The organism is Variovorax sp. TLI9-5A (assembly GCF_056867935.1).
The window spans coordinates 4736137-4759280 of the sequence record NZ_CP200310.1 but is presented as its reverse complement, the minus strand read 5'-3'; the positions used below and the strand labels follow the sequence as shown (position 1 = coordinate 4759280).

The 23144-nt window shown below is 69.2% G+C and carries 29 protein-coding genes and 1 pseudogene; 3 read left to right on the top strand and 27 right to left on the bottom strand.

Features of this window, described 5'->3' with window-relative positions; genetic code table 11:
• Window positions 1-108: 108 nt before the first annotated feature.
• The 5 genes from AC1VNX_RS22630 to AC1VNX_RS22610 are packed head-to-tail and all read right to left on the bottom strand — an operon-like array spanning window position 109 to window position 5246.
• Window positions 109-558, bottom strand: a complete 450-nt coding sequence (locus AC1VNX_RS22630) for a carboxymuconolactone decarboxylase family protein (protein ID WP_483159645.1) — start codon at window positions 556-558, stop codon at window positions 109-111.
• The gene (locus AC1VNX_RS22625) at window positions 485-973 is read right to left on the bottom strand and encodes a MerR family transcriptional regulator (RefSeq protein WP_483159643.1); all 489 of its coding nucleotides are present in this window, start codon (window positions 971-973) and stop codon (window positions 485-487) included. Before AC1VNX_RS22625 ends, AC1VNX_RS22630 begins: the two co-directional genes overlap by 74 nt.
• Before the next feature lie 58 nt (window positions 974-1031).
• On the bottom strand, window positions 1032-2813 hold the full coding sequence (gene pabB, locus AC1VNX_RS22620; RefSeq protein WP_483159641.1) for an aminodeoxychorismate synthase component I: 1782 nt from the start codon (window positions 2811-2813) through the stop codon (window positions 1032-1034).
• Complete coding sequence (locus AC1VNX_RS22615) at window positions 2803-4191, bottom strand: TAXI family TRAP transporter solute-binding subunit (protein WP_483159639.1); 1389 nt, start codon at window positions 4189-4191, stop codon at window positions 2803-2805. Before AC1VNX_RS22615 ends, pabB begins: the two co-directional genes overlap by 11 nt.
• A 17-nt stretch (window positions 4192-4208) precedes the next feature.
• Window positions 4209-5246 (bottom strand): P1 family peptidase, encoded by a 1038-nt coding sequence (locus tag AC1VNX_RS22610; RefSeq protein ID WP_483159637.1) that lies wholly within the window; start codon window positions 5244-5246, stop codon window positions 4209-4211.
• Window positions 5247-5287: 41 nt separating this feature from the next.
• Between AC1VNX_RS22610 and AC1VNX_RS22605 the strand changes: the two genes are divergently transcribed.
• Window positions 5288-6589 carry an NAD(P)/FAD-dependent oxidoreductase gene (locus tag AC1VNX_RS22605; protein ID WP_483159635.1) on the top strand — a complete coding sequence of 434 codons (1302 nt, stop codon included), beginning with the start codon at window positions 5288-5290 and terminating at the stop codon, window positions 6587-6589.
• Between the two features lie 16 nt (window positions 6590-6605).
• Here the strand turns inward: AC1VNX_RS22605 and AC1VNX_RS22600 are convergent, their stop codons facing one another.
• The 12 genes from AC1VNX_RS22600 to AC1VNX_RS22545 form a co-directional block, all read right to left on the bottom strand.
• Entirely contained in the window at window positions 6606-6899 is a 294-nt protein-coding gene (locus AC1VNX_RS22600) for a type II toxin-antitoxin system RelE/ParE family toxin (RefSeq protein ID WP_483159633.1), read from the bottom strand.
• A 2-nt stretch (window positions 6900-6901) separates the two neighbouring features.
• The gene (locus AC1VNX_RS22595; protein ID WP_483159631.1) at window positions 6902-7120 is read right to left on the bottom strand and encodes an addiction module protein; all 219 of its coding nucleotides are present in this window, start codon (window positions 7118-7120) and stop codon (window positions 6902-6904) included.
• 63 nt (window positions 7121-7183) lie between these two features.
• A complete protein-coding gene (locus tag AC1VNX_RS22590) occupies window positions 7184-7474 on the bottom strand; it encodes a copper-binding protein (RefSeq protein ID WP_483159629.1) in 291 nt (96 codons plus the stop codon).
• A 34-nt stretch (window positions 7475-7508) separates the two neighbouring features.
• Window positions 7509-7964, bottom strand: a complete 456-nt coding sequence (locus AC1VNX_RS22585; RefSeq protein ID WP_483159627.1) for a DUF411 domain-containing protein — start codon at window positions 7962-7964, stop codon at window positions 7509-7511.
• Window positions 7965-7975: 11 nt separating this feature from the next.
• The gene (locus tag AC1VNX_RS22580) at window positions 7976-8503 is read right to left on the bottom strand and encodes a cupredoxin domain-containing protein (protein ID WP_483159625.1); all 528 of its coding nucleotides are present in this window, start codon (window positions 8501-8503) and stop codon (window positions 7976-7978) included.
• 34 nt (window positions 8504-8537) lie between these two features.
• On the bottom strand, window positions 8538-9935 hold the full coding sequence (locus AC1VNX_RS22575; protein ID WP_483159623.1) for a multicopper oxidase family protein: 1398 nt from the start codon (window positions 9933-9935) through the stop codon (window positions 8538-8540).
• A gap of 1 nt (window position 9936) precedes the next feature.
• Window positions 9937-11445 carry a TolC family protein gene (locus AC1VNX_RS22570; protein WP_483159621.1) on the bottom strand — a complete coding sequence of 503 codons (1509 nt, stop codon included), beginning with the start codon at window positions 11443-11445 and terminating at the stop codon, window positions 9937-9939.
• Between the two features lie 80 nt (window positions 11446-11525).
• A complete protein-coding gene (locus tag AC1VNX_RS22565) occupies window positions 11526-11957 on the bottom strand; it encodes a hypothetical protein (protein WP_483159619.1) in 432 nt (143 codons plus the stop codon).
• A gap of 46 nt (window positions 11958-12003) precedes the next feature.
• Window positions 12004-12282, bottom strand: a complete 279-nt coding sequence (locus tag AC1VNX_RS22560; protein WP_483159617.1) for a hypothetical protein — start codon at window positions 12280-12282, stop codon at window positions 12004-12006.
• Entirely contained in the window at window positions 12279-13271 is a 993-nt protein-coding gene (locus AC1VNX_RS22555) for a glycerophosphodiester phosphodiesterase (RefSeq protein ID WP_483159615.1), read from the bottom strand. The genes AC1VNX_RS22560 and AC1VNX_RS22555 overlap by 4 nt, the downstream gene beginning before the upstream one ends.
• Window positions 13268-13837 (bottom strand): DUF1439 domain-containing protein, encoded by a 570-nt coding sequence (locus AC1VNX_RS22550; RefSeq protein ID WP_483159613.1) that lies wholly within the window; start codon window positions 13835-13837, stop codon window positions 13268-13270. Before AC1VNX_RS22550 ends, AC1VNX_RS22555 begins: the two co-directional genes overlap by 4 nt.
• Before the next feature lie 261 nt (window positions 13838-14098).
• Window positions 14099-14302 carry a hypothetical protein gene (locus tag AC1VNX_RS22545; RefSeq protein ID WP_483159611.1) on the bottom strand — a complete coding sequence of 68 codons (204 nt, stop codon included), beginning with the start codon at window positions 14300-14302 and terminating at the stop codon, window positions 14099-14101.
• Between AC1VNX_RS22545 and AC1VNX_RS22540 the strand changes: the two are divergent.
• Window positions 14211-14804 (top strand): annotated as a pseudogene (locus AC1VNX_RS22540) (ArnT family glycosyltransferase); the annotation flags it as partial. The gene AC1VNX_RS22545 and the pseudogene AC1VNX_RS22540 sit on opposite strands and share 92 nt — an antisense overlap.
• A 41-nt stretch (window positions 14805-14845) precedes the next feature.
• On the opposite strand, the gene AC1VNX_RS22535 reads toward AC1VNX_RS22540, so the two are convergent.
• The gene (locus AC1VNX_RS22535; protein ID WP_483159609.1) at window positions 14846-15211 is read right to left on the bottom strand and encodes a hypothetical protein; all 366 of its coding nucleotides are present in this window, start codon (window positions 15209-15211) and stop codon (window positions 14846-14848) included.
• 29 nt (window positions 15212-15240) lie between these two features.
• Between AC1VNX_RS22535 and AC1VNX_RS22530 the strand changes: the two genes are divergently transcribed.
• The gene (locus AC1VNX_RS22530) at window positions 15241-15633 is read left to right on the top strand and encodes a hypothetical protein (protein ID WP_483159607.1); all 393 of its coding nucleotides are present in this window, start codon (window positions 15241-15243) and stop codon (window positions 15631-15633) included.
• A 6-nt stretch (window positions 15634-15639) separates the two neighbouring features.
• Here AC1VNX_RS22530 and AC1VNX_RS22525 read toward each other — a convergent pair whose 3' ends face one another.
• From AC1VNX_RS22525 to AC1VNX_RS22485, 9 genes are all read right to left on the bottom strand, one after another.
• Window positions 15640-16131: a GNAT family N-acetyltransferase gene (locus tag AC1VNX_RS22525; protein ID WP_483159605.1), complete on the bottom strand. Its 492-nt coding sequence runs from the start codon at window positions 16129-16131 to the stop codon at window positions 15640-15642.
• Between the two features lie 28 nt (window positions 16132-16159).
• A complete protein-coding gene (locus AC1VNX_RS22520) occupies window positions 16160-16651 on the bottom strand; it encodes a P-loop nucleotide/nucleoside kinase family protein (protein ID WP_483159603.1) in 492 nt (163 codons plus the stop codon).
• A gap of 201 nt (window positions 16652-16852) precedes the next feature.
• Window positions 16853-17638, bottom strand: coding sequence for an amino acid ABC transporter ATP-binding protein (locus AC1VNX_RS22515; protein WP_483159601.1), 786 nt, complete (start codon window positions 17636-17638; stop codon window positions 16853-16855).
• A complete protein-coding gene (locus tag AC1VNX_RS22510; protein ID WP_483159599.1) occupies window positions 17622-18275 on the bottom strand; it encodes an amino acid ABC transporter permease in 654 nt (217 codons plus the stop codon). Before AC1VNX_RS22510 ends, AC1VNX_RS22515 begins: the two co-directional genes overlap by 17 nt.
• Window positions 18276-18311: 36 nt before the next feature.
• Complete coding sequence (locus tag AC1VNX_RS22505) at window positions 18312-18974, bottom strand: amino acid ABC transporter permease (protein WP_483159597.1); 663 nt, start codon at window positions 18972-18974, stop codon at window positions 18312-18314.
• 15 nt (window positions 18975-18989) lie between these two features.
• Window positions 18990-19790, bottom strand: coding sequence for a transporter substrate-binding domain-containing protein (locus AC1VNX_RS22500; RefSeq protein WP_483159595.1), 801 nt, complete (start codon window positions 19788-19790; stop codon window positions 18990-18992).
• On the bottom strand, window positions 19787-20566 hold the full coding sequence (locus tag AC1VNX_RS22495) for a GntR family transcriptional regulator (RefSeq protein ID WP_483159593.1): 780 nt from the start codon (window positions 20564-20566) through the stop codon (window positions 19787-19789). Before AC1VNX_RS22495 ends, AC1VNX_RS22500 begins: the two co-directional genes overlap by 4 nt.
• Window positions 20567-20665: 99 nt before the next feature.
• Window positions 20666-22006: an MFS transporter gene (locus AC1VNX_RS22490; protein ID WP_483159591.1), complete on the bottom strand. Its 1341-nt coding sequence runs from the start codon at window positions 22004-22006 to the stop codon at window positions 20666-20668.
• Between the two features lie 24 nt (window positions 22007-22030).
• Window positions 22031-23104 carry an MBL fold metallo-hydrolase gene (locus AC1VNX_RS22485; protein ID WP_483159589.1) on the bottom strand — a complete coding sequence of 358 codons (1074 nt, stop codon included), beginning with the start codon at window positions 23102-23104 and terminating at the stop codon, window positions 22031-22033.
• Between the last annotated feature and the right edge of the window lie 40 nt (window positions 23105-23144).

Below are 23144 nucleotides of genomic sequence, written 5' to 3'. Positions count from 1 at the left end.
CCCCAGGCTGCGCGACACTCTTCGTGTCGCTTCGCCTACCCCCTGCCGGGGGCAACACCGGAGGCCCGGCAAAGCCGGTTCCTCGGTGTTTCTGGAATGGGCTTCAGGTCATTTCAGCAAGAGCGCGCGGTTCCGCAAGGGATCGCGCGCTTTTTCATCCTCGGCCGCGAAAACATCGCGCGCCGCGAAGAGGCCGTTGAGCGCCGCCGGAAAGCCCGCGTACACCGCCATCTGCATGATGACCTCGACCACCTCGTCGCGCGTCACGCCGACGTTCAGTGCCGCGTGAATGTGCACCTTCAGCTGCGGCGCGGCATTGCCCATGGCGGTAAGCGCGGCCACCGTCGCGATCTCGCGGGAGCGCAGGTCGAGGCCGGGGCGCGAGTAGATGTCGCCGAACGGAAACTCGATCACCAGGCGGCCGAAGTCCGGCGCGATGCCGGCCAGGCTCTCGACCACCTTGACGCCGCCTTCGCCGTCGATCTCATGAAGCTTGGCCAGGCCACGCGCGTAGCGCAGGCTGTCGTCCTGGTCCAGGTTCTGTTGTGTGTTCGTCATTGCTCGTCTTTCCTTCCCGGGCTTTGCCCGACAGAGGAGGACGCTTCTTCGTCTTCTCGACCTCGCGGTAGTGGTCGATCTTGAGTGACAGCGCCTGCATGGATTGCTGCAGCGCCGCCACCTTGGCCTGAACCTCGGCGAGATGCCGCTCGAGCATCTCGCGCCGTTCGCCGACGCTGGCGTCCCCCTGGCTTCGAAGCCTGACGAAGGCCTGCATGCCCTGGATGGACATGCCGGTCTCGCGCAGGCGCAACAGGAAATCCAGCAAGTCCATGTCGGCGCTCGCATAGCGCCGCTGACCGCCCGGTGCACGGGGCACCGCTGCGATGAGCCCGATGCGCTCGTAGTAGCGCAGGGTGTAGGCCGTGAGGCCGGTTCGTTCTGCGACTTCCGCAATGGTCAGGCTGGTTTCCATGGCGTCGATTCTCGAAATTGGAGCGCGCTCTAAGTCAAGCGCTTTGTCGAACTATTTTTCAGGAGGCCTGCGGCGGCAGGTCGGCATCGATCCAGCCGCGCAGGCTGTTGACGAAGGCAAGGGCCTGCACGCGGTGCAGATCGTCCACGCGAACGACCGCTTCGGCAAGCTGGCCGTTGCGCAGGCGATTGGCGCGGCCGATGCCGTCCAGCAGGCCGCAGCGCAGCGGCGGCGTGACCCAGCGGCCGTCGAGCAGCAGGGCGATGTTGGCGCGCGTGCATTCGGTGATCTCGCCGTCGCGGTTCCACAGCAGCGTGTCGAACGCGCCGGGTTCGGTGGGCGCGAAGGCTTCGTAGTGGGCGCGGCGCGTGGTCTTGAAGCGCGTGAATTCGCCATGGGCCTCGTCGAGGGGGCGATCCGCCAGCTGCAGGCGCACGCGCGCGGGCGGCGCTTCCATCGCGAAGGCTTCGGCGCGCGGCGTGCCTTGTGCGTCGAGCAGCAGGCGCACGCGCCACATGCCCGTGGCGTGCCGGGCCTTCAGGCCGTCGAGGCAGGAGGCTACCGAGGCCTGGTTCCACGGGCGCCCGAAATGGGCGGCTGCGATTGCCATGCGCGCCAGATGAGCCGGCGCGTCGCGCAGTTCGCCATCCACCAGAGCGAGGGTTTCGAGCAGGTCGAACGGCGGCCCGCACGCCCGGCCCGCCCGGTCCAGGAAGGCCCGCTTGTGGCGCCATTCCTCCCACTCCGCATCGGCTCGCGCATCGGCCGTGATGCCGCTGCCGATGCCGCAGCGCGCCTCGGCGCCACGCAATGTCACGGTGCGGATCGGCACGTTGAAAATTGCATGGCCGCCGGGCCGCACGACGCCCACCGCGCCGCAGTACACACCGCGCGCGTCGGGCTCCAGCTCGCGGATCATGCGCATCGCGCTCACCTTGGGCGCGCCGGTGATCGAGCCGCACGGGAACAGCGCTGCGAACACGTCGGCCAGCGTGGTGCCCTCGCGCACGAGGGCCTCCACGTCCGATGTCATCTGCCACACGGTCGGCAGCGCCTCGGTGTGGAAGAGGCGCGGCACGCGCACCGAGAAGGGCCGGGCCACGCGCGAGAGGTCGTTGCGGATCAGGTCCACGATCATCACGTTCTCGGCCCGCTCCTTGGGCACCGTGCGAAGCCGCCGGGCCAGCGCCTCGTCCTCGGCGGGCGTGGCGCCGCGCGGGGCGGTGCCCTTCATCGGGCGCGTCAGGATGCGCTCGCCCTGCCAGTCGAAGAAGAGCTCGGGCGACACCGACAGCACCTGCTCCTCGCCGGTGTCGATGAAGGCGGTGTAGCCGTCGGGCTGTGCCTGCCGCAGCGCCATGAACAGGGCCTGCGGGTCGTCGTGGAAATCGGCATGCAGCGCGGCGGTGTAGTTGAGCTGGTAGAGCTCGCCGTCGGAGATCGCGCGGTGGATGGCCTGCATGCGGCTGTCGAAGTCCGCGCGAGAGAGGTCGAGCTGCCAGTCGACCCACGGAGGCACGTCATCGTCGGTCGCTTCAGGCCATGGCACGGCTTCGTCATGCACGCCGAACCACGCCAGCGGCCCGTCCGTCGCATGCACGGCGAACGCATGGTCGAAGGCCGCGGCAGCCTCGTAGCGTAGATAGCCCACGCACCATCGCCCCTCGCGCGCCAGCGCTCCGACGGCCTCGAGCACCGGCCGCACCTCGTCGGCGGTGCGCGCCACCAGCACGCGTGAAGGCTCGCCGAAACCCAGCCGCAGCCGGCCGGCGCCGCCGAGCGGCTGTGCGAAGTCGACCAGCGTGCGCAATGTCGTGGGCCGGACCTCGTCAGGTGGCATCGTTCGCGGCAGTCGTCGGGGCCGCTTCGGTCACGGCGCCCTGCGGCGTCCTGGCCAGCACTCTCTTGCGCACCGCGTAGATGTTGTTGCGCAGCGCATAGAGTTCGTCGGCGTACGACAGCGGCACCGCCACCTTGTTGACCACGCGGTCGAGCTGGTCGAGGTCTTCGAGCAGCTCCTTCTGCTCGCCCTTCTGTGCGTCGACCTTCGCCTCGATGTCGCGCAGCCGCGCATACCAGCGGAACACGCGGCGGCGCACGCGGAACTGGTACAGCGGCGGCACCACGCGGCTCAGCGGCAGCATCAGCACCAGCAGGCCGCCCAGCACCAGCCACATGCGCTCCACGAGGTTGCTGGCCCAGAAGGGCAGGTAGCGCTGCCACACCGGCGGCGTGCCGTTGATGGCGCGGTCGCCCTCGGGGCTCACCGGCAGTTCGCTGGTGCGGGTGTTGGGGAAGTCGCGCGCCCGGTTGAACCAGCCGGCGCTGCTGTGCACCGACTGGGCCGCCTGCGCGAACAGCTGGCGCAGGGCTGGGTGCGTCTCGTCGCGCGACAGCAGCGAGGTGGTGGCCGCGAGCAGCGACACGTCGTGCGGCGGCATGTCCTTCGACAGGTCGATCATCCCGCGCGGCAGCGTCACCGGCGAGAGGAAGGGAAAGTGCCGCGAGTAGGCGTCGGCCTGCCCGAAGTCCATGAGCTTCACGGAGTCGGAGCGCAGCAGGCGCTGCACCTGCGGCGACTGCGGCGCGGAAGACAGCACGATGGCATCGAGGATGCCGGCCTCCAGCGCCTCGGCGGCCGAGGCCTGCTCCAGGTTCGACAGCAGCAGGTCGTCGGGGCCGAGCCTGTTGGCCTTGAGCATGCGCTCCATGATGTCGGGCAGCCCGCTGCCCTGCAGGTCGACGTTCACGCGCAGGCCGCGCAATTGGGCGAGCGAGGTCAGCGTGGCGGTCTTGCGGTCGATCTTCTGCGCCGAGTCGGTGCGGTAGAAGAGCCAGATCGGCTCGTAGAACAGGCTGCCCAGCGAGGTGAGGCCGGCTTCCTCGTCGGCCACCGGGTCGGCGCTGCCGCCGCGCACGAAGCCCACGTCGGCGCCGCCGGTGCGCAGTAGCTGCAGGTTCTCGGTCGAGCCCGAGGTGGGCTTGAGCTCCACCTCGATGCCGCTGTGCCTGAGCGCCTCGGCGTAGCGCTTGCCGAACTGCGCGTAGGCGCTGCCCGTGGGGCCGGTGGCCAGCGTCACGTGCTTGGGCGGCTGCGGCTGCAGCCACCAGTAGGCGGCGATCAGCAGGCCGATGACGATGAACACGATCGGGCCCGCCGAAGCGATCAGGTCGCGGATCGACAGCAGTATCAGCTTCAGGGTTCTGGGGAACGCCATGGTGATGCCTCCCGTGGTCAGCCGCGCGCCTTGCCGAGATCCGCCGCGCAGGGAATGTGCAGCTCGCCCACCGTCACCGTGCGCGCCGCGTGCACTGCGCGCAGCGTGGCGATGGCGACCGCCTCGGCGGCCATGGTGCTCAGCACCGTCATGCCGGGGGCGTCGCCTTCCAGCGGCACGCGGCCGGTGGCCAGCGCGAACAGCGTGTCGCCGTCGCTCATGGTGTGCACAGGGTTGATGGCGCGCGCCAGGCCGTCGTGCGCCACGGTGGCGAGGCGGTTGGCCTGCACCTTGGTCAGCACCGCGTCGGTGGCGATCACGCCGATGGTGGTGTTGGTGCCCGCGAGCAGCGGCTTGGGGCTCAGGCCGCGCAGCAGGGCGCGGCGGGTGTCGAGCAGGGCCTTGCCGTCCTCGGTGCGCGCACCGGCCACGGGCTGGCCGGTGTCGTGGTCGATCACGTCGCCCAGCGAGTTCACCGCGATGAGCGCGCCCACCGTGACGCCGCCCACCTTGACCGAGGCGGTGCCGATGCCGCCCTTCATCGCGCGGTGCACGCCGAAGAGCTTGCCCACCAGCGCACCGGTGCCGGCGCCCACGTTGCCCTCGGCGGGCGCGGCGGTGCTGGCCGCTTCGCAGGCGGCATAGCCGGCGGCCGCGTCGGGGCGGATGCGCGCGTCGCCCATGGGCAGGTCGAACAGCACGGCGGCCGGCACGATGGGCAGGGTGCCGAAGCGCACGTCCATGCCGATGTCGCGTTCCTCCATCCAGCGCATCGCGCCCTCGGCCGCCGCCAGACCCCACGCGCTGCCGCCCGCGAGCATCACCGCATGCACCTGCTGCACGAGGTTGCCGGGCGAGAGCAGGTCGGTCTCGCGCGTGCCGGGCGCGGCGCCGCGCACGTCCACGCCGGCCACGGCGCCCTCGCGCGCCATGACCACGGTGCAGCCGGTGGGGCGGCGGGTTTCGGAGAAGTGGCCGACCTCGATGCCGGCGACGTCGGTGATGGCACCGGCGGAATGGGAAGAGGGAGATGAGGAAGAAGACTGGGCAGACATGGCGGCCGATTATGAGACCGCACCCTCTACGATCGCCGTCCATGACGGTTGCAAGAAGTTTCTCTTCCCCCGGCGGGGTTCGCCACGTGGTGGTGATCGGCGCGGGCGCGGTCGGCAGCGCCACCGCCATCGAGGCGCTGCGCGCGGGCCTGCGCGTGACGGTGCTGGAGCCCGGCGAGCCCGGCGGCCAGCACGCCACCAGCTACGGCAATGCCGGCTGGCTCTCGTCGCACTCGGTGGTGCCGCCCGCACTCCCGGGCGCATGGCGCAAGGTGCCGGGCTGGCTGGCCGATCCGCTCGGGCCGCTGGCCCTGCGCTGGCGCTACCTGCCGCGCGTCTTGCCGTGGCTGCTGCGCTACCTGGCCTCGGGCTGGACCGAGGCGCGCGTGCAGCGCACGGCGGACGCACTGCGCACGCTGCTGGCCGATGCGCCAGCGCTGCATGCGCGGCTGGCAGCCGAAGCCGGCGTGCCTCAGCTCATCGAGCAGCGCGGGCTGCTGCATGCCTACCGCTCGCGCGCCGAGTTCGAGGGCGATGCGCTCGGCTGGCGCGTGCGCCGGCGCACCGGGGTGCAGTGGGAGGAATGGCCGCTGGACGAACTGCGCCGCCGCGAGCCCGACCTGGATGCGCGCTACACGCTCGGCATCTTCGTGCCCGAGGCCGGCCACTGCCGCGACCCGGGCCGCTACGTGGCCGCGCTGGCACGGCATGCGCTCGACACGGGCGCTGCGCGCATTGCGGCTCGCGCGACCGGTTTCCGCATCGAGGGCGGCCGGCTGCGAGCCGTGCTCACCGATACCGGCGAGATCGCCTGCGACGCCGCTGCCATCTGCGCCGGCGCCCGCTCGGGCCCGCTAGCGGCGGCGGCCGGCTCGGCGGTGCCGCTGGAGTCGGAGCGCGGCTACCACGTGGTCGTCGAAGATGCCAAGGCCGGCCCGCGCACGCCGACCATGGTGGCCGACGGCAAGCTCATCGCGCACTGGATGGACGGCGGCCTGCGCGCCGCCGGACAGGTCGAGATCGCCGGCCTCGACGCCGCACCCGACTGGCGCCGTGCCGAGATCCTGCACGCGCACTTGCGATCGATGTTTCCCTCGCTCGCACCAGCCGCCCCGGGCTCGGCCTCGGTGAAGCACTGGCTGGGGCATCGCCCGAGCCTGCCCGACGGCCTGCCCTGCATCGGCCCGTCAGGTGCCAGCGCCGACATCGTGCTGGCCTTCGGGCATGGCCACGTCGGCCTGTGCGGCTCGGCGCGCACGGGGCGGCTGGCGGCGCAGCTGCTCGCGGGTGTTGCCGCGGAGATACCGCTGGCGCCATTCGATCCGGGGCGCTTCAGGTCGTAGCGCGGCCGCCGGGACGCTAGGAAGAGGGCGGCCAGCCTGCCGGATCGCGGCGCTGGTGCATGCAACTCAGCACCACCACGCGATCCGTTTCGACGATGAAGAAAATGGAATACGGAAAGCGCTTGAGATGAGCCCTGCGCACGTCTTCCCAGACGAGTGGCGCGCCTTCCGGTTGGCGCGCGATCCGGTGCACCACGGCCTCCAGGCTGCGCGCGAATTCCGCGCCCAAGCCTGCACGCTGCGATTCGTACCAGCCCTGCGCCTCCCGCAGCTGGTGTGCTGCGCTTTCCCGAAAAACGATGTCGAGCAAGATCAGAGTTTCAGCGATGCCTTGACCTGGCTCCAAGGCACGACCGCCTGCGGGTCGGCGCGGTGTTCCGCACGCCGAAGAGCGACTTCTTCCTGCTCGTGCGCATTCAGTCGTTGAACCTCGGTATCACGGGCAACGCTGTCCCACAGTTCTTCGGCCAGCTCGATGCGCTCCGCCACACTCAGCGAAGCAAGAGCCTGTTGCAGATCGGAGCTTCCCAATTCGATCTCCCAATGAGTGGATCACACACACTTCATTTTATGCAGCGAAACCGGAGGCGCCCCTCAGTTCGCCGGCGCTATCGACAGCACGGTGAGCGCACCGTCGACCTTGTCGGCCGTGAACTGCACCTTGTCGCCGGGCTTCACCTTGCCGAGCAGCGCGGGGTCGCTCACGCGGAACACCATCGTCATGCCCGTCATTTCGAGGTTGGGAATGTCGCCGTGCTTCAGCGTGATCTTCTTCGCGTCGACGTCGATCTTGCGCACCTCGCCCTCGACGGCGGGCAGGGCAGCCTGGGCGAAGGCCGTGGCGGCGAGCAGGGCGGTGCAAAGGGCGGTGAATAGTTTCTTCATGATCGGTTTGTTTCCTTGTTTCATCGAGGGTGAGTCAGCGATAGCTCTGGTAGACGCGCGTGCTGCCATCGGCCAGCACCAGCAGCACGTCGTAGGGATCGCGCTGGTCGCCGTAGGCGGGGCCGTCCATGCCCGGCGAGCCGACCGGCATGCCGGGCACGGCAAGGCCGACGGCCTTGGGCTTTTCCTTCAGCAGCCGTTGCACTTCGCGCGCGGGCACGTGGCCTTCGAGGGCATAGCCGCCCACGAGGCCCGTGTGGCACGAGCCCAGCTTGGCGGGCATGCCGAGCCGGGTGCGCGCCGCCGTGTTGCCTTCGTCGTGCACACGCGTGGCGAAGCCGTTCTTGTTGAGATGCTTCACCCAGTCCTGGCAGCAGCCGCAGTTCGGGTCTTTCCATATCTCGACCATCGGCGCCGCGGCCAGCGCGGTGGTCGAGGCGAAAGGCATGGCGGTGGAAGCCAATGCCAGCAACACGCGTCTTCTCTTCATGGGGGTCTCCTTCAGGATTTGTTGCCGCCGGTGGCGGCAGGCAGCACCCGGACGCGGCCTGCCATGCCGAGTTCGTAGTGGTCCTTCACGAGGCAGGCGAAGTCGAAGTCGCCGGCGCGGTTGAAGGTCCAGACCATGCTGCCGGTCTTGCCGGCGGGCACGTGGACCATCCATGGATCGTCGTGCTCCATGTCCGGAAACTTCTTCATCATGGCCGCGTGGGCCTCGATCTCGGCGGTGGTGCCCAGCACCAGCTCGTGCAGCTCCTTGCCGCGGTTCTTCAGCCGCAGTCGGACGGTGTCGCCCTCGCGCACCTCGATGACCGAGGGCGTGAAGGTCATGTCGTCGGCCATCGCGATGTCGATGGTGCGCTTCACCGCGCTGCTCTTGCCGGCGATGCCCCAGGGCTTCTGCTCGGGGGCGAGCTCGGCGGCACCCTCGGGCTTGGGTTTTTTGTGGGCCTCGTGGGCCAGCGAGGCCGTGGCCGCTGCCGCGAGCACGAGGCCCGTGGCGATGGACTTGATGAGTGTCTTGTTCATGAGGGAACTCCAGAAAATGAAACGGGAGAAGAAATCAGTGCTCGTGCGAGCCGTGCCCCGAAGGCTTGCGCACGGTCGCGTCGGGGCCGGAGCCCTTCTGCGATGAAGCTGGCGCCGGTGTTTCCTTGCGCGTGGCCGGCGGCACGTTCGCGCCCTTCACCTCGCGTGCGACGGTGCCCGGCGGGTGCTTGAACCAGCCCGGGTCGCGGTAGTCGCCGGGTTTCTGGTCGCGCCGCACCTTCAGCAGCGTGAACATGCCGCCCATCTCGGCCGAGCCGAAGGGGCCGGTGCCGGTCATCATCGGCACGGTGTTGTCGGGAATGGGCATTTCCATCTCGCCCATGTCCGCCATGCCCTTGTCGCCCATCACCATGTAGTCGGGCACGAGCTTGCGGATCTTCTCGGCCACGCCGCGGTGGTCTACGCCGATCATGGTCGGCACCTCGTGGCCCATCGGTCCCATGGTGTGGTGCGACTTGTGGCAATGCAGCGCCCAGTCGCCTTCCTCGTCGGCGATGAATTCCATCTGCCGCATCTGGCCCACCGCCACGTCCACCGACACCTCGGGCCAGCGCGCGGTGCGCGGCACGGGGCCGCCGTCGGTGCCGGTCACCTCGAACTCGTGGCCGTGGATGTGGATCGGGTGGTTGGTCATCGTCAGGTTGCCCACGCGGATGCGCACCCGGTCGCCACGGCGCACGTTGAGCGTGTCGATGCCCGGGAACACGCGGCTGTTGAAGCTCCAGATGTTGAAGTCGGTCATGGTGTTGACCTTGGGCGTGGCGCTGCCGGGCTCCACGTCGAAGCTGCCGAGCAGGAAGCAGAAGTCGCGCTGCACCGGCTCGATCAGCGGATGGCTTTCCTTCGGGTGCGTGACCCAGAAGCCCATCATCCCCATCGCCATCTGCACCATCTCGTCGGCGTGCGGGTGGTACATGAAGGTGCCGGGCCGGCGCGCGGTGAACTCGTAGACGAAGGTCTTGCCCGGCGGAATGTGCGGCTGCGTGATGCCGCCCACGCCGTCCATGCCGTTGGGCAGGCGCTGGCCGTGCCAGTGCACGGTGGTGTGCTCGGGCAGCCTGTTGGTGACGAAGATGCGCACGCGGTCGCCCTCGACCACCTCGATGGTCGGGCCGGGCGACTGGCCGTTGTAGCCCCACATGTTGACCTTGAAGCCCGGTGCCATCTCGCGCACCACGGGCTCGGCGACGAGGTGGAACTCCTTGACACCCGCGTTCGTGCGCCAGGGCAGCGTCCAGCCGTTGAGCGTGACGACGGGGTTGTAGGGCCGGCCGTTGGGCGGCGCAAGCGGCGGCGCGGTGGCGGTGGAGCCCTGCGACACCGGCTCGGGCAGCGCGGCCATGGACACGCGGCTCACGCTGGTCGCGGCGACGGCCGTGGCCGCGCCCGCGAAGAAGTTGCGGCGGTTCATGTCAGTGCCCTCCCGTTGCCGGCGCTTCGGCGGCCGAAGCGGTCTGCAGCGCCGACATTCCACCGGGCGAGCTGCCCGTGAGCACCAGCTGCAGGTCGGTGTCGGCGATCCAGAAATCGCGCTGCGCCTCGATGCCCGCGTTCACCGCGAGCATGCTGGCGCGCGTTTCGCCCAGCAGTTCCCACACGCTGGCGAGCATGCCGTTGTAGCGCAGCACCATTTCCTCGTTGACCTTCTTGCGCAGCGGCAGCACCTCGTCGCGGTAGCGGCGCGCGAGCGCATAGGCCGTGTTCCAGCCCTGCCACGCCTCGCGCGCCTCGCTCGCGGCGAGCACGCCCACGTCGCGCACGCGGGCTGCCGACTGCAGGTACTGCGCCTCGGCGCGGCCGTTGCGCGACTGGCCCCAGTCGAAGATCGGAATCGGCAGGTCGAGCTCAAAGCCTCGCTTGGTCTTCTTGGTGCGGTCGGCGTCGTTGTCGAAGGTGGTGTTGCGCACCACGCCGATCTCCATCGCGTTGATGACGCTGGTGGCGTGCGTGAGGCCGAGCGAGCCGGCCACGGCGGTGTTCTGCGCCTGGGCCGAGCGCACGTCGAGGCGGTCGCGCAGCGCCAGCGCCTGCACGTCGCCGAGCTCCGGCGCGGCCTTCGGCAGCGGCGGCAGGCGGTCGGGCAGGGTGTAGCTCGCGGCGCGCTCGCCGCTCAGGCCCATCAGGCGCGTGAGCTGCTCGCGCGAGGCGACTGCGGACTGTTCGGCGCGCGCCAGCTGCGCGGCTGCATCGGCCAGCAGCAGCTGCTCGCGCGTGCGCTGCAGCGCGCTCCAGTTGCCGGCCTGGGCCATGCGGTGCGCGAGCTCGGCGCCGGCTTCGGCGGTTTCCTTCGCGTCGCGCAGGTAGGCCACGCCCTGCTGCGCCGCCACCGCGCGCACCCAGGCGCGGCGCGTGTCGGCCGCAAGCAGCAGAACGCTCTGCGCGGCCTGCAGCTTGGCCGCCTCGTGCCGCTGGCCGGCCCAACGGGCCTGCCATGGCAGCGTGACGAGGCCCAGCACGTTGAAGCTGAGCATCCGCTCGAACTCGCGCTCGCTGCCCTGCGCCAGGCGGCTGAACGAGAGCACCGGGTTCGGCAGGCTCGCGGCCTGCACGCGGTCGGCGTCGCTCAGTTGCAGGGTGGCGAAGGCATCCTGCACGCGCGGGCCGTTGATGAGCGCGATGCGCACCGCGGACTCGACGTCCAGCGGCTTGGCGAGCAGCACATCGACGCTCTTCTGCGAAGCCGCATCGGGCGTGCGTTGCGCGGTGGCGCCCGCCATGAGCGGGTTGCCCGACACCAGCGCCTGCACGTCGGCGCTGCCGCCGTCGGGCGAGAGGCTGGCGCAGCCGGCGAGCACCAGCGCGGCGGCCAGCGTGGCGCCGGTCTTGATGGTTCTGATGGATGGGAGCCGGGGCGGGCGCGCTTCGCTACGCCTGCGATGGCCACGGGTGCCGGCAGTCTGCCGGCGAATGAGGGAATTCACTTTCGATCTCCATGAGCAATACGACGGACGCCGCGAGCCGGAACAACGGGCTCACTGCGGACGGACTACGGGCAGGGAGATCAGGAAATGGGCGGCTTCAGGCCCTGGACGGGCTCCGCGCTGACGAAACGGGCCGCGTGGGCCGCGGGCGACGCCTGGGGCGCGCCGTGAACGATGGCGACAAGGGGTATGCCGCCGAGCGCCACCGTGTGGCAGACCTGGCAGGCGACGCAGGTGCCGCAGCCTTGGTGGTCGTTATGGTTGGTGTTGCCGCTGCCGCCGTCGTCATGGCTGCTGCCGTGGGCGGACATGTCCATGGCCATCGCCATGTCGCCGCCCGCATCGGCGTCCGTCGCCTCGTGGCAATGGGCTTCGGCCGCGGCGGAGACCACGGTCGCGGCCTCCATGGCCGCCGGCAGCGAGTGGCGCACCATCTCGACCGCCATGGCATCGCCGAGCCAGCCGCGGATGGGCAGCAGGACGATCATGATGGCGAGCAGCAGGGTGCGCATGGGGCGGGATGATAAACCGGCCAAACCCGCTGAAACGGCGCGCCGGTCAAGACACCAGTTGGCCGCGGGCCTTGTCGACCCACACCTGCAGGTTGTCGAGCAGGTCCTTCTGGCTGAACGAGCAGCTTTCCTCGCTGAAGAGCGCGCTCGACTCCAGCCTGTCGAGCAGGCTGAGCAGCACTTCGCCGTAGCGCGGGGGCAGGGCGCCCAGCAGTTCGGCGCTGGCGCGGGCTTCGTCCGACAGCGTGGTCACGGAGCCTGCGTCGTTGCGCAGGGCCGCGATGCGCGCGGCGATGGCGTCGAGCTGTTGCTGTGCGGCGCTCACGATGCGTTCTTTCCCGGAGGCGGCAGCGAGAGGCCGCGTTCGCGCATCAGGTCGCGCAGGATGTCGGGGTAGTCGGTGATGATGCCGTCGGCGCCCCAGTCCATCAGCCGCTGCATGTCGGCGCGCTGGTTCACCGTCCAGGGCAGCACCTTCAGGCCGAGCTTGTGCGCCTCGCGGATGACCTCGGGCGTGAGGTCGGCGAAGGCTGGCGACCAGATCACCGGGCCCGGCGCGTTGGCCGACGCGGCCCTGACCATCTGCGGCACCGAGGCGAAGCTGGCCGCGTCGAAGCCGTCGGTCCAGCGGCTGTCCTTCAGCGTGCGTGGTGTGGTGAGGTAGGCGCGCGGCAGCTGCGGCGCGAGCTTGCCGACCAGCGTGAGCGTGCGCCAGTCGAAGCTCTGGATGGTCACGCGGCTGGCCATGTCCGCCTTGTCGATCTCGGCGAGCAGCGCGCGCACCATCGGCTCGGGCGCGGCGGTTTCGTCGGGCTTCGACGGGTCGATCTTGGTCTCGATGTTGAAGCGCACCGTGGCCGCATCGGCGCCGCGTGCCTGCACCTGCGCGAAGAGCGATGCCAGCGTGGGAATGCGCTCGCCGTCGCGCGGGATCTGCAGCGCGAACAGCTTGCCGTAGTTGCTGGACGGGTCGATGCGGCCCACGTCGTAGGTCTGCAGCTGCGCCAGCGTGAGGGTGCGGATGGGCGCGCCGCTCTTCGGTGCGAGCCACGCGCCCTTCGCGTCGCGCGTGTGGTCGGGGTTGAGCGAGATGTCGTGCGAGATCACGACCACGCCATCGGCCGTGAGCCCGATGTCGAGTTCCAGCGTGGTCACGCCCATGTCGACGGCGTTGGAGAACGCGGCCAGCGTGTTCTCGGGCGCGAGGCCGCGTCCGCCGCGATGCGCTTCGAGGTCGAAGTGCTGCCTGGCCGTGGGCATGATGGCCGAGCAGCCGGCAAGGAGTAGCGCCGAGGCCAGGAGGGTGAATTTCATTTGAGCTGTACCTTGATGCCGTTGTCCTGCACGGTGATGTCGCCGATCTCGTAGGTCTTGCGCCCGACGGTGAGCTCGTCGGCCGTGAAGCTGCGAAGCACCTGCCCCTGCAGCAGCTCCTGCGCGACCACCGCGCCGACCTTCTGCAGCCGCTCCGCGTCGCGGCCTTCGATGCCCTGCAGCTCCAGGCGCTCGGCCTTGGGCTGGTCCAGCCGCAGCGCGCGCGCCGTGGTGTCGTACCTGAGCGCGCTGCTGACCGACACCAGGCCCTGCACCGGCGAGGCCGCCAGCAGCGGGCTCGCAATGGTCAGCGTGGCGGTGATGGCCGCGCGGTTGGCCTTCGAATCCAGGCCCAGCTGCGGGTCGCGCAGGCCGACCATGAAGATCTCGGCATAGCGCTCGGCCACCGGAAAGCGCTTGGCGATCTGCGTCTGCAGTTCGTCGCGGCTGGCGGTGTATTCGCTCGTGAAGAAGTTGAAGCCGGCCAGCGCCGCGAAGGGCGCCTGCAGGGCCGTGGCGCCCAGCAGCGCGCGCAGCACCCGGCGGCGGGAGGTGATGGGAGGCATGGGACGGAAGTTCATAGCCGTCTGAGCTTGCCACAGGCACGGGCGGTTCCCTGAAGCCGGTTCCACCAGCGCCGAATTTTTAAACGACATGTAAAGTTTTTCGTCCGGATCGTAAAGATATGTAGCTCGAAATGGCTATATTCGGGCTCGCGCACCAGGCAGCGTTCCCGCGGCGACAGGAATGCCCACCCATGCGAGCGACGGCAGGCGGCTTCGGCGCCCGCCCGTTTCACTCTCACTCGGATGCTTTTTCATGCTGCTTCAACCCGATGGCACCGGGGGTGCTCCGGCGCGCCCGGCAAGTCCGGCAGTGCGCGACGGCGCGGCGCCATTGCCGGCCCGGCCTTGTGCCAACGCCCACTTTCCCGCCGCCATGGCCTGGATGGCGGTCTGGGCCATCGCCTGGATCTCGGTGCTTTCTGCCCTGCAGTTCACGCCGCCGACGGATTCGGTCGAGCAACTCATCTGGGTGCGCTCCATCGAATGGGGCTACCACAAGCACCCGCCGCTGCCCACGATGATGATCTGGCCGCTGGTGCAGCTCTTCGGCATCCAGGAATGGGTGGTAAGCGTGGCGGGCGCGCTGGTCATTTCCGGGGCGCTCGTGATCACGTGGCGGCTGGTGCGCGAGCTGGCGGGCAATCATTTCTCGGCCCTGGCCATGCTCGGCTCGCTGAGCATCACCTACTACAGCGGCCGCACCAACTTCTACAACCACAACACCGTGCTGCTGCTGTTCGTGGCGGCCGCCGCGTGGTTCTGCTGGCGCGCCTTCGCGGACCGCTCGCCCAGGGCCTGGTTCGCGCTGGGGCTCATGCTCGGCCTCGGGGCGCTGGCCAAGTACCAGGTCGCGCTGGCGGCCCTGTGCGTGATCGCCTTCTGGCTGACGCAGCGCGGCTGGCGCGATCCGCTGCACCTGCGCGGGCTGTTGAGCGCCGCCGCCGTCGCCACCGTGGTCGTCTCGCCGCACCTCTGGTGGTTGGTGGCGCACGACTTCCTTCCGCTGCGCTACGCCAGCCACACCTCGCTGGGCGCCGCCATGGCCTGTGCGCAGCGCACGGCCCATGCGTTGATGTGGCTGGCCGACCAGTGCAACCGGCTGAGCCCCGCGCTGCTGCTGGCGGCGGGCCTGTTGTGGAAGACGAGGAGCAGCGCCGGGCGGCCGGCGGCGCGGGAGCCCGAGCCGCCGCTGCCGGTGGTGCGCGCCGATGCCCGCGCGTTCCTCTTCATCTGGGGCCTGCTGCCGTTGATGACGATCGTGCTGATCGGCCTCGCAACCGGCGCCGACCTCCAGTTCCAGTGGGGCACGGCCTTCATGTCCTTCACCTGCGCGGCGCTGATGCTGCTGCTGCCGATGAGCCGCTGGCACCGCATCGAGCGACGCGACGACCGGCTTCCTGGCGGTGCAGATCCTGCTGTTCGCCATGACCTGGGTGATGTCGCCGATGAGCGGGCTGGGCCTGTCGAAGAGCAAGTCGGCGGGCTTCCGCTCGGAGCACTTCGCGGCGCGCATCGGTCCGCCCGCGCGCACCGTGCTGGGCGCGCCGGTGATGATCGTCGGCGGCTCCTCGCGCATCGCGAGTGCCATCGCGCTGCGGCTGCCCGAGCGGCCGCTGGTGCTGCTCGAAGGAGATCTGGTGGCCAGCCCCTGGTTGTCGGTCGCGCAGATCGAGCGCCACGGCGTGCTGTGGGTGGGCGACGAGCACTCGCTGCCGCCGCCACCCGGCCTGGAGCGGCACTGGGTGACCGGCAAGCTGTGGTGGGCCGTGCAGCTGCCGAAGCCCGGCGCGGGCTGAAGCCGCTCAGGCGCCGCCGACGCGCAATTCGTAGCGGGCGAAGGAGCGCTCGCCTTTTTGGATCGCGCTGTGCATTGAAAAGCCGAAACGCTCGTACAGCGAGCGCAGCGGCGCCCGGTCGGCCACGCAGTCGAGCCGCAGGTACGGGCGGCCCAGCTGTGCCGTGCGCTCGCGCGCGAACTCCAGCAGCCGCACCGAAACGCCGTGCCCGGCCCAGGCCCGGCTCACCGCGAGCTTGTGCACGTAGAGCGCGCTGCCGCTCTCCATCTCGGGCCAGAAGCCCGGGTCTTCGAGGTCGATCCGCACCACGCCGGCCACGTCGGTGCCCACTCGGGCGATGAAGTAGCCGCCGGCATCGGTGTCGCGCTGCACGCGCTCCAGGCCGACGTCGGCCGCCGACCACAGCGGCCGGCCTTCACCGGCGATCCATTGGGCGGCTTCGTTCAGGACGGCGGCGACTGTGGCGGCCTCGTCGGGCCTGGCTTGTTCGATCTGCATCGGGGGCAGAGCATAGCGGCGGCGCATATCAGCCATGCCGGACGACGTCGAAGCCTTCCTCCGGCGACGGCGCGGCGAAGTGGCTGCTGATCAGGTCGAACTGCGCGTCCGTCGTCTCGAAGGGATGCGTGCCGCTCGCGTTGCGCGCGCGCAGGCGGGCCTTGCAGACCTCGTCGGGCACGTCGAGAAAGTGCAGCGCGTGCGCCGCGCCGGCCGCCTCGAAGATGCCGCGCATCCACTGGCGGTTTGCCACCGTGTTGGCGGGAAAGTCCAACACCACCGAAACGCCTGCGCCGAGCAGCGCCCCCACATGCTCCGCCATCGCCTTCTTCAGCCGGCCCGCGCAGCGCACGTAGTCGGGCAGTTCTTGGATCTCATCGGGGTACAGCGCGGCCAGCCATGTGTCTTCGCTGATCAGCACCGTGGCGGGCGCTTCGGCGAGCTGCCGCGTGAGCGTGGACTTGCCGGCGCCGATCTTGCCGCAGACCATGTGGAGCACGGGGCGGGGGAGTGGTGTCATTTCGATCTCCTGGATGGGTGGAAGAAAAACGCCCCAGGAAACGAAAAACCCGCCTCGTGGGGCGGGTTGCATGGCGTGTACCTGTTGTCGTTCGAAGTGCCGCGCGCTAACCCACCGTCTTCCGGATGGGTCGAATAATGGACGCGGTACGCAGGCTGGCCATGGGCCGAGGATAACCCGGCCTGATTGCCCGATGTCGGCTCAATCGTGCAGCGAAGACAGGAACTGCTTCAGCTCCGCCGTCTGCGGATTGCCGAACAGCTCCGCCGGCGGCCCCATCTCGTGCACGCGACCCTGGTGCATGAAGATCACGCGGTCGCTGACCTTGCGCGCGAAGCTCATCTCGTGCGTGACCATCAGGAGCGTCATGCCCTCGTCGGCCAGCGACTCCACCACGCGCAGCACCTCGCCCACCAGCTCGGGGTCGAGCGCGGAGGTGATCTCGTCGCACAGCAGCACGGCCGGCTCCATCGCCAGCGCGCGGGCGATGGCCACGCGCTGCTGCTGGCCGCCGGAGAGCTGGTCGGGCATGGCGTCGAACTTCTCGGCCAGGCCCACGCGCTCGAGCAGCTTGCGCGCCTGCGAGGCGGCTTCCAGGCTGCTGCGCTTCTTCACCAGCGTGGGCGCGAGCATCACGTTGCGGCCCACCGACAGGTGCGGAAACAGGTTGAAGCTCTGGAAGATCATGCCCACGCGCTGGCGCAGCTCGCGCATGGCCATCGCGCTCTCGTGCAGCAGCGGCTTGCCGTCGACCGTGAGCGAGCCTTCCTGGAAGACTTCGAGCCCGTTGACGCAGCGAAGCAGCGTGCTCTTGCCCGAGCCGCTCTTGCCGATGATGGCGATCACCTCGCCGCGCTTCACATCGAGGTCGATGCCCTTGAGCACCTCGTTGGTGCCGTAGGACTTGCGCAGCGCCGTGATGCGTACGATGGGCGAGCCCACCGAGGTGGAGGGTTGCTGTTGCGGTTGGTCAAGCACGGCGGCCATGTGATTTCCTCTCGAGGTTCTTGGCGTACAGGCTCACCGGGAAGCACAGCACGAAATAAAGCAGGGCCACGCAGCTGAACACTACGAAAGGCTGGAAGGTGGCGTTCGAAATCATGCTGCCGGCCTTTGTGAGTTCGACGAAACCGATCACCGACGCAAGCGCCGTGCCCTTGATGACCTGCACCAGGAAGCCCACCGTGGGCGCGATCGCGATCTTCACCGCCTGCGGCAGGATCACGTGGCGAAGCTGCTCGCCGAAGCTCAGCGCGAGGCTGCCAGAGGCTTCCCACTGGCCCTTCGGAATCGAGGCCACGCAGCCGCGCCAGATTTCGGTGAGAAAGGCGCTGGTGTAGAGCGTGAGCGCCACGCTGGCGGCGGTCCATGCCGACACGTCCACGCCGAAGAGCGCGATGCCGAAGTAGGCCAGGAAGAGCTGCATCAGCAGCGGCGTGCCCTGGAAGAGCTGCACGTAAAGGCCCACGGCACGGCCGATCGCCCTGCCGCCGCGCAGCCGCAAAAAGAGCAGCAGCGCACCCACGATGCCGCCGCCGATGAAGGCGATGAGCGAGAGCACGACGGTCCAGCGCAGCGCCAGCAGCAGGTTGCGCAGGATGTCCCAGAGAGAAAAATCAGCCATGTCGAGGAGCGTTCTCTTTGTTGTTCTCTTGGTCGTTCAGCGGCCGAAGAAGAACTTCGGCCCCGCCCAGTCGAGCAGCCTGCGCAGCGCCACCGACAGCGCCAGATAGATCAGCGTGGCGATGATGAAGGCCTCGAAGGCGCGGAAGTTGCGGCTCTGGATGAGGTTGGCCGCGTAGCTCAGCTCCTCGGTGGAGATCTGCCCGCACACCGCCGAGCCCAGCATCACGATGACGATCTGGCTCACCATCGCGGGCCACACCTTCTTGAGCGCAGGCGGCAGCACCACGCGCAGGAACACCTGCGACTTGCTCAGCGCCAGGCTCACGGCCGCCTCGATCTGTCCCTTGGGCGTGGCCTCGATGCCGGCGCGGATGATCTCGGTGGAATAGGCACCCAGGTTCAGCACCATCGCGATCACCGAGGCCACCTCCGGCGTGAGCTTGACGCCCGCGGCCGGCAGCCCGAAGAAGATGAAGAACAGCTGCACGATGAAGGGCGTGTTGCGGATCAGCTCCACGTAAGTGCCCACGATGGCGCGCAGCCACTTCGGCCCGTCGGCGCGCGCCCACGCGCAGAAGGTGCCCACGATCATGCCCAGGACGGTGCCGATGGCGGTCAGGCCGACGGTCCACGCCACGCCGCGCAGCAGCAGCGGCCACTCGGAGAGCACCGCACCAAAGTCGAATTCGATGCCCATGGCCGCGCCAGCCGATCAGACGGGGAGGTCGCCGGCCGCTTTGCCCAGCCACTTCTTCGACATCGCGTCCAGCGTGCCGTCCTTCTTGGCGGCGGCGATGATCTCGTTGACCTTGGTCTTCAGCGCGGTCTCGCCCTTGGCGACGCCGACGAAGCAGGGGCTGTCCTTCAGCAGCAGCTTGAACTCGGCGCTCACCTTCGGGTTCTTGGCGAGCATGTCGCCGGCGACCGCCGCGCTGGTCGCGAGGGTCTGCGTCTGGCCGGCCACGAAGGCGGCGATGGTCGCGTTGTTGTCCTCGAAGCGGCGGTAGTCGACGTTCGGCGGCGCCACCTTGTTCAGCTCCTGGTCTTCCATCGCGCCGCGCGTCACGGCCACGGTCTTGCCGGCCATGTCGGCGAAGCTGGTGAGCTTCATGCTCTTGGCGGCGTACACGGCCTGGAAGAAGGGCGCGTAGGCCGACGAGAAGTCGATCACCTTCTCGCGCTCCGGGTTCTTGCCCAGCGTGGAGATCACCAGGTCGGCCTTCCTGGTCTGCAGGTACGGGATGCGGTTGGCGCTGGTCACGGGCACCAGCTCGACCTTCACGCCGAGCTTGGCGGCGATGAGCTCGGCCATCTCCACGTCCAGGCCCTGCGGCTTCATGTTCTTGTCGACCGAGCCGTAGGGCGGGTAGTCGGTGGGCACGGCGATCTTGATGGTCTTGGCCTTGAGCACGTTGTCGAGCGCGTTCTGGGCGTAGGCGCCACCGGCCGAGGCCAGCATGGCGGCGGAAGCGAGCGCGAGGGCGATGCGGCGCTTGGAGGCAGAGAAAGTCATAGCAGGGCTCCTAGGTAAGTCGAAGAATCAGAATCGGGCGGTGCGCCGGGCTTGCGGCGGCTGCCCTTGGGTGCCGTGGCGGCGGGGGCGGCGGTGTTCTGCAGCGGCGCGAGCGCATCGCGCAGCTGGGCCAGCGGATCGGTCGGCGCCTGCACGCGCAGGGCCGACTGCACCGTACCGATGTGTTCGGCCATCAGCGCCTCGGCGGCGGCGTGGTCGCCGCGCTCCAGCGCAGCGACGATCTGCACGTGGTCTTCGCAGGACTGCACCGCGTCGTGCGTGGACTGGTAGAGCATCGCGATCAGCGTGGTGCGCGCCGTGTAGTCGCGCAGCGTGTCGGCCAGCAGCGTGTTGCCCAGGCATTCGGCCAGGCAGACATGGAAATCGCCCAGCAGGAAGCTGCGGTTGCCGACGTCGCTCTCTTTCAGTGCGGCCTTTTCACGCTGCAGGTGCGCCTTCAATTGGCGCAGTGCCGTTTTTTCGATTTTTCCGGCGCTGCCCGCGCTGCGGATGAGCCCCAGCTCGATCACGCGCCGGGCCTCGAAGGCCTCGCGCGCCTCGTCCTGCGAAGGCTCGATGACGAACCAGCCGCGCCGCGCGCTCACCGTGACGATGCCGCGCGCCGCCAGCCGCGTGAGCGCCTCGCGCACGATGGTGCGGCTGCAGTCGAAGAGCATCGCCAGCTGCTGCTCGCCCAGGCGCGAACCCGGCGCGAGCTTCTGCGCCATCACCGCCTCGACGATGCGTGCACTGATTTCGGATGCGGAAATGGCCATATGCCTGCATACCAGCAGCTTCTGTGCCAACTGGTATGCAAGATTTGCGCACCTGAATGGAGCATGCCCCCGCATGGAGGGCCGTCGGCGTGCGCCGATTCAGTGCCGGCCGCGCCCCAGTGCGCTGGCCGGCAGTGCCACGAGCATGAGCAGTGCCGACAGCACCAGCGCCCCGCTCAGCACGTAGAGGCTGGCGGTGAAGCCTCCCGTGAGCGTCTTGAGCCAGCCGACCATCATCGGCGCCACAAGCCCCGCGCTGCCACCGATGGTGCTGATGAGCGCGATGCCCGCAGCCGCCGCGCTCTTCGACATGAAGTTGCCTGGCACCGACCACAGCACCGTGAACGCCGCCGAGATGCCCATGGCCGCCAGCGCGAGGCACAGCACGGCGGCGATGGCGTCGTGCATGAAGAGCGTCGTCAGCGCCAGCCCGGCCGCACCCGCGAGCGCGCTGAGCGCGAAATGCCAGCGCCGCTCCTTGCTGCGGTCCGAATGCCGGCCCACGACGATGTTGGCCGCGATGCCTGCCACCGCCGGGATCACCGAATAGAAGCCGATCTGCAGCACGCTCAGCCCCATCGACTTGAGGATCGTGGGCTGCCAGAACGACAGCGCGTAGATGCCCAGGATGATCAGGAAAGACATGAAGCCGATCAGCCAGACCCGGCCGTCGCGCATCGCCGCGCCGAAGGTGTGGCGCCCGGCGGCGCCATGCGCGGCCTGGTCTTCGGCCAGCAGGCGGGCCACGCGCTGCTTCTCGGCGGCGCTGAGCCAGGCCGCCTGCGCCGGGCTGTTCGACAGCCAGCCGAAGGCCGCGATGCCCAGCAGCACGCTCGGCAGCCCCTCGAGCAGGAACAGCCACTGCCAGCCGCGCAGCGACAGCGTGCCGTCGAGGTACGTCATCGTCAGCCCCGCGATCGGCCCGGCCACGATGGGCGCCGCGCCGAAGGCCATGAAGAAGAGCGCCGTGGCCTGCGCGCGGCGGTGCGAGGGGAACCACAGCGTCAGGTAGAACAGCACGCCCGGCGCGAAGCCGGCCTCGAACACGCCGATGAGGAAGCGCAGAACGTAGAAATGCGTGGGCGTGGTCGCGAACATCATCGCGGCCGAGGCCAGCCCCCACAGGCCCATGATGCGCAGCAGCGTGGCGCGCACGCCGATCTTGGCGAGCATCAGGTTGCTCGGAATCTCGAACACCGCGTAGCCGATGAAGAAGATGCCCGCGCCCAGGCCGAACACCGCGTCGCTGAAGCCGAGCTGCTCCTTCATCTGCAGCTGCGCGTAGCCCACGTTGGTACGGTCCAGGTAGTTCAGCACGTAGCAGGCGCACAGCAACGGCATCAGGCGCCAGGTGATCTTGCGAAAGAGGGCGGCGTCTTCGCGCGCGGTGGCGTCCGCCGGGGTGCGAGATTGCGCCCCGGGCAGGGTGGCTGTGTTCATCGTGTGTCTCCTCGCGTGGATTGGTCAGGCCCTGGTCGGCGTGCCGAAGCTGGTCTCGCCCCAGAGAAAGCTGGTCGGTGCTCCCGGAAAGAGCCAGTGCGGCGAGCATTCCGCCGAGGGCACCACGTTGCTGAAGCCGTGCGCGGAAGAAGTGCCGGCCAGCGTCTTCTCCAGCACCATCGACAGGTACTGGTCGTTGCTGCTTTCCTGCGTGTTGCCGTTCAGGATGACTTCTGCGCCGGTGGCCTGCGCGTAGCGGCGGATGCCGTTGTGCCGCGACTGCAGCGGCGCCCAGCTGTCGGCCGACACGCCGTTCTCGCTGCTCACCCGCAGGCCGTCGGCGGCACGGTAGGCCAGCGAATGGTTGCCCTCGGTGTGGCCCGGCGTGTGCACCAGCGCCAGCCCGCGGCCGAGCTGGATGCTGCCGTCGAAGGCCACGATGCGATCCGCCGGAATGCCGTCGAGCCCGTGCGGGCAGTACCACTCGGCCTGCACCGGCATCAGGCCCTGCACGCTTGCGAGCTCCTGGCGGTGCACCAGCAGCTTCGCGTTCGGCAGCAGGCCCGGCGTGCCGTCGCTGCCCAGCCAGCGGCGCACGTCCTGCGTGTGCAGGTGGTCGTAGGTGATGTAGTCGACCTGCTCCGGCGCCACGCCGCAGCTTGCCAGCGCCTGCGGCACGGTCCGGTAGACCGGCGCGATGGCCTTGTGCAGGAACTTCGGCGTCTGCTCGGCCAGGCGCTTGAAGTAGGGCGTCTCGTTGCCGGCTTCGAAGTCGGCCGGCGTGAACAGCAGCGTGCGCAGCCGGCCCTCGAAGTCGTCGTACTGCACGAGCACCACGCGCGCCAGCAGATGCACCATGTGCGGCTTGAGCAGCTGCTGCGAGTACACGCCCGTGAAGGCGAACCACGCCGGATAGGGAATGCGCAGCAGGTTGAAGCTGCGCGCGAAACGCACCGGCGGCGCGTCGAGCATGCGCTCGCGCAGGTCCTCGGCGGCGCGGCGGATGGCGCGAAGGCGGTCCTGCGGCATGGCGGCGTCGCGCGCGCCGTCGAAATCCGCCAGCTGCGCGAGGCCGGAGGGTTCGGGGTCTCTGGTCATGGGAATCTCCTTGTCGGCCTCGAAGGAAGCGAAGCGAAAT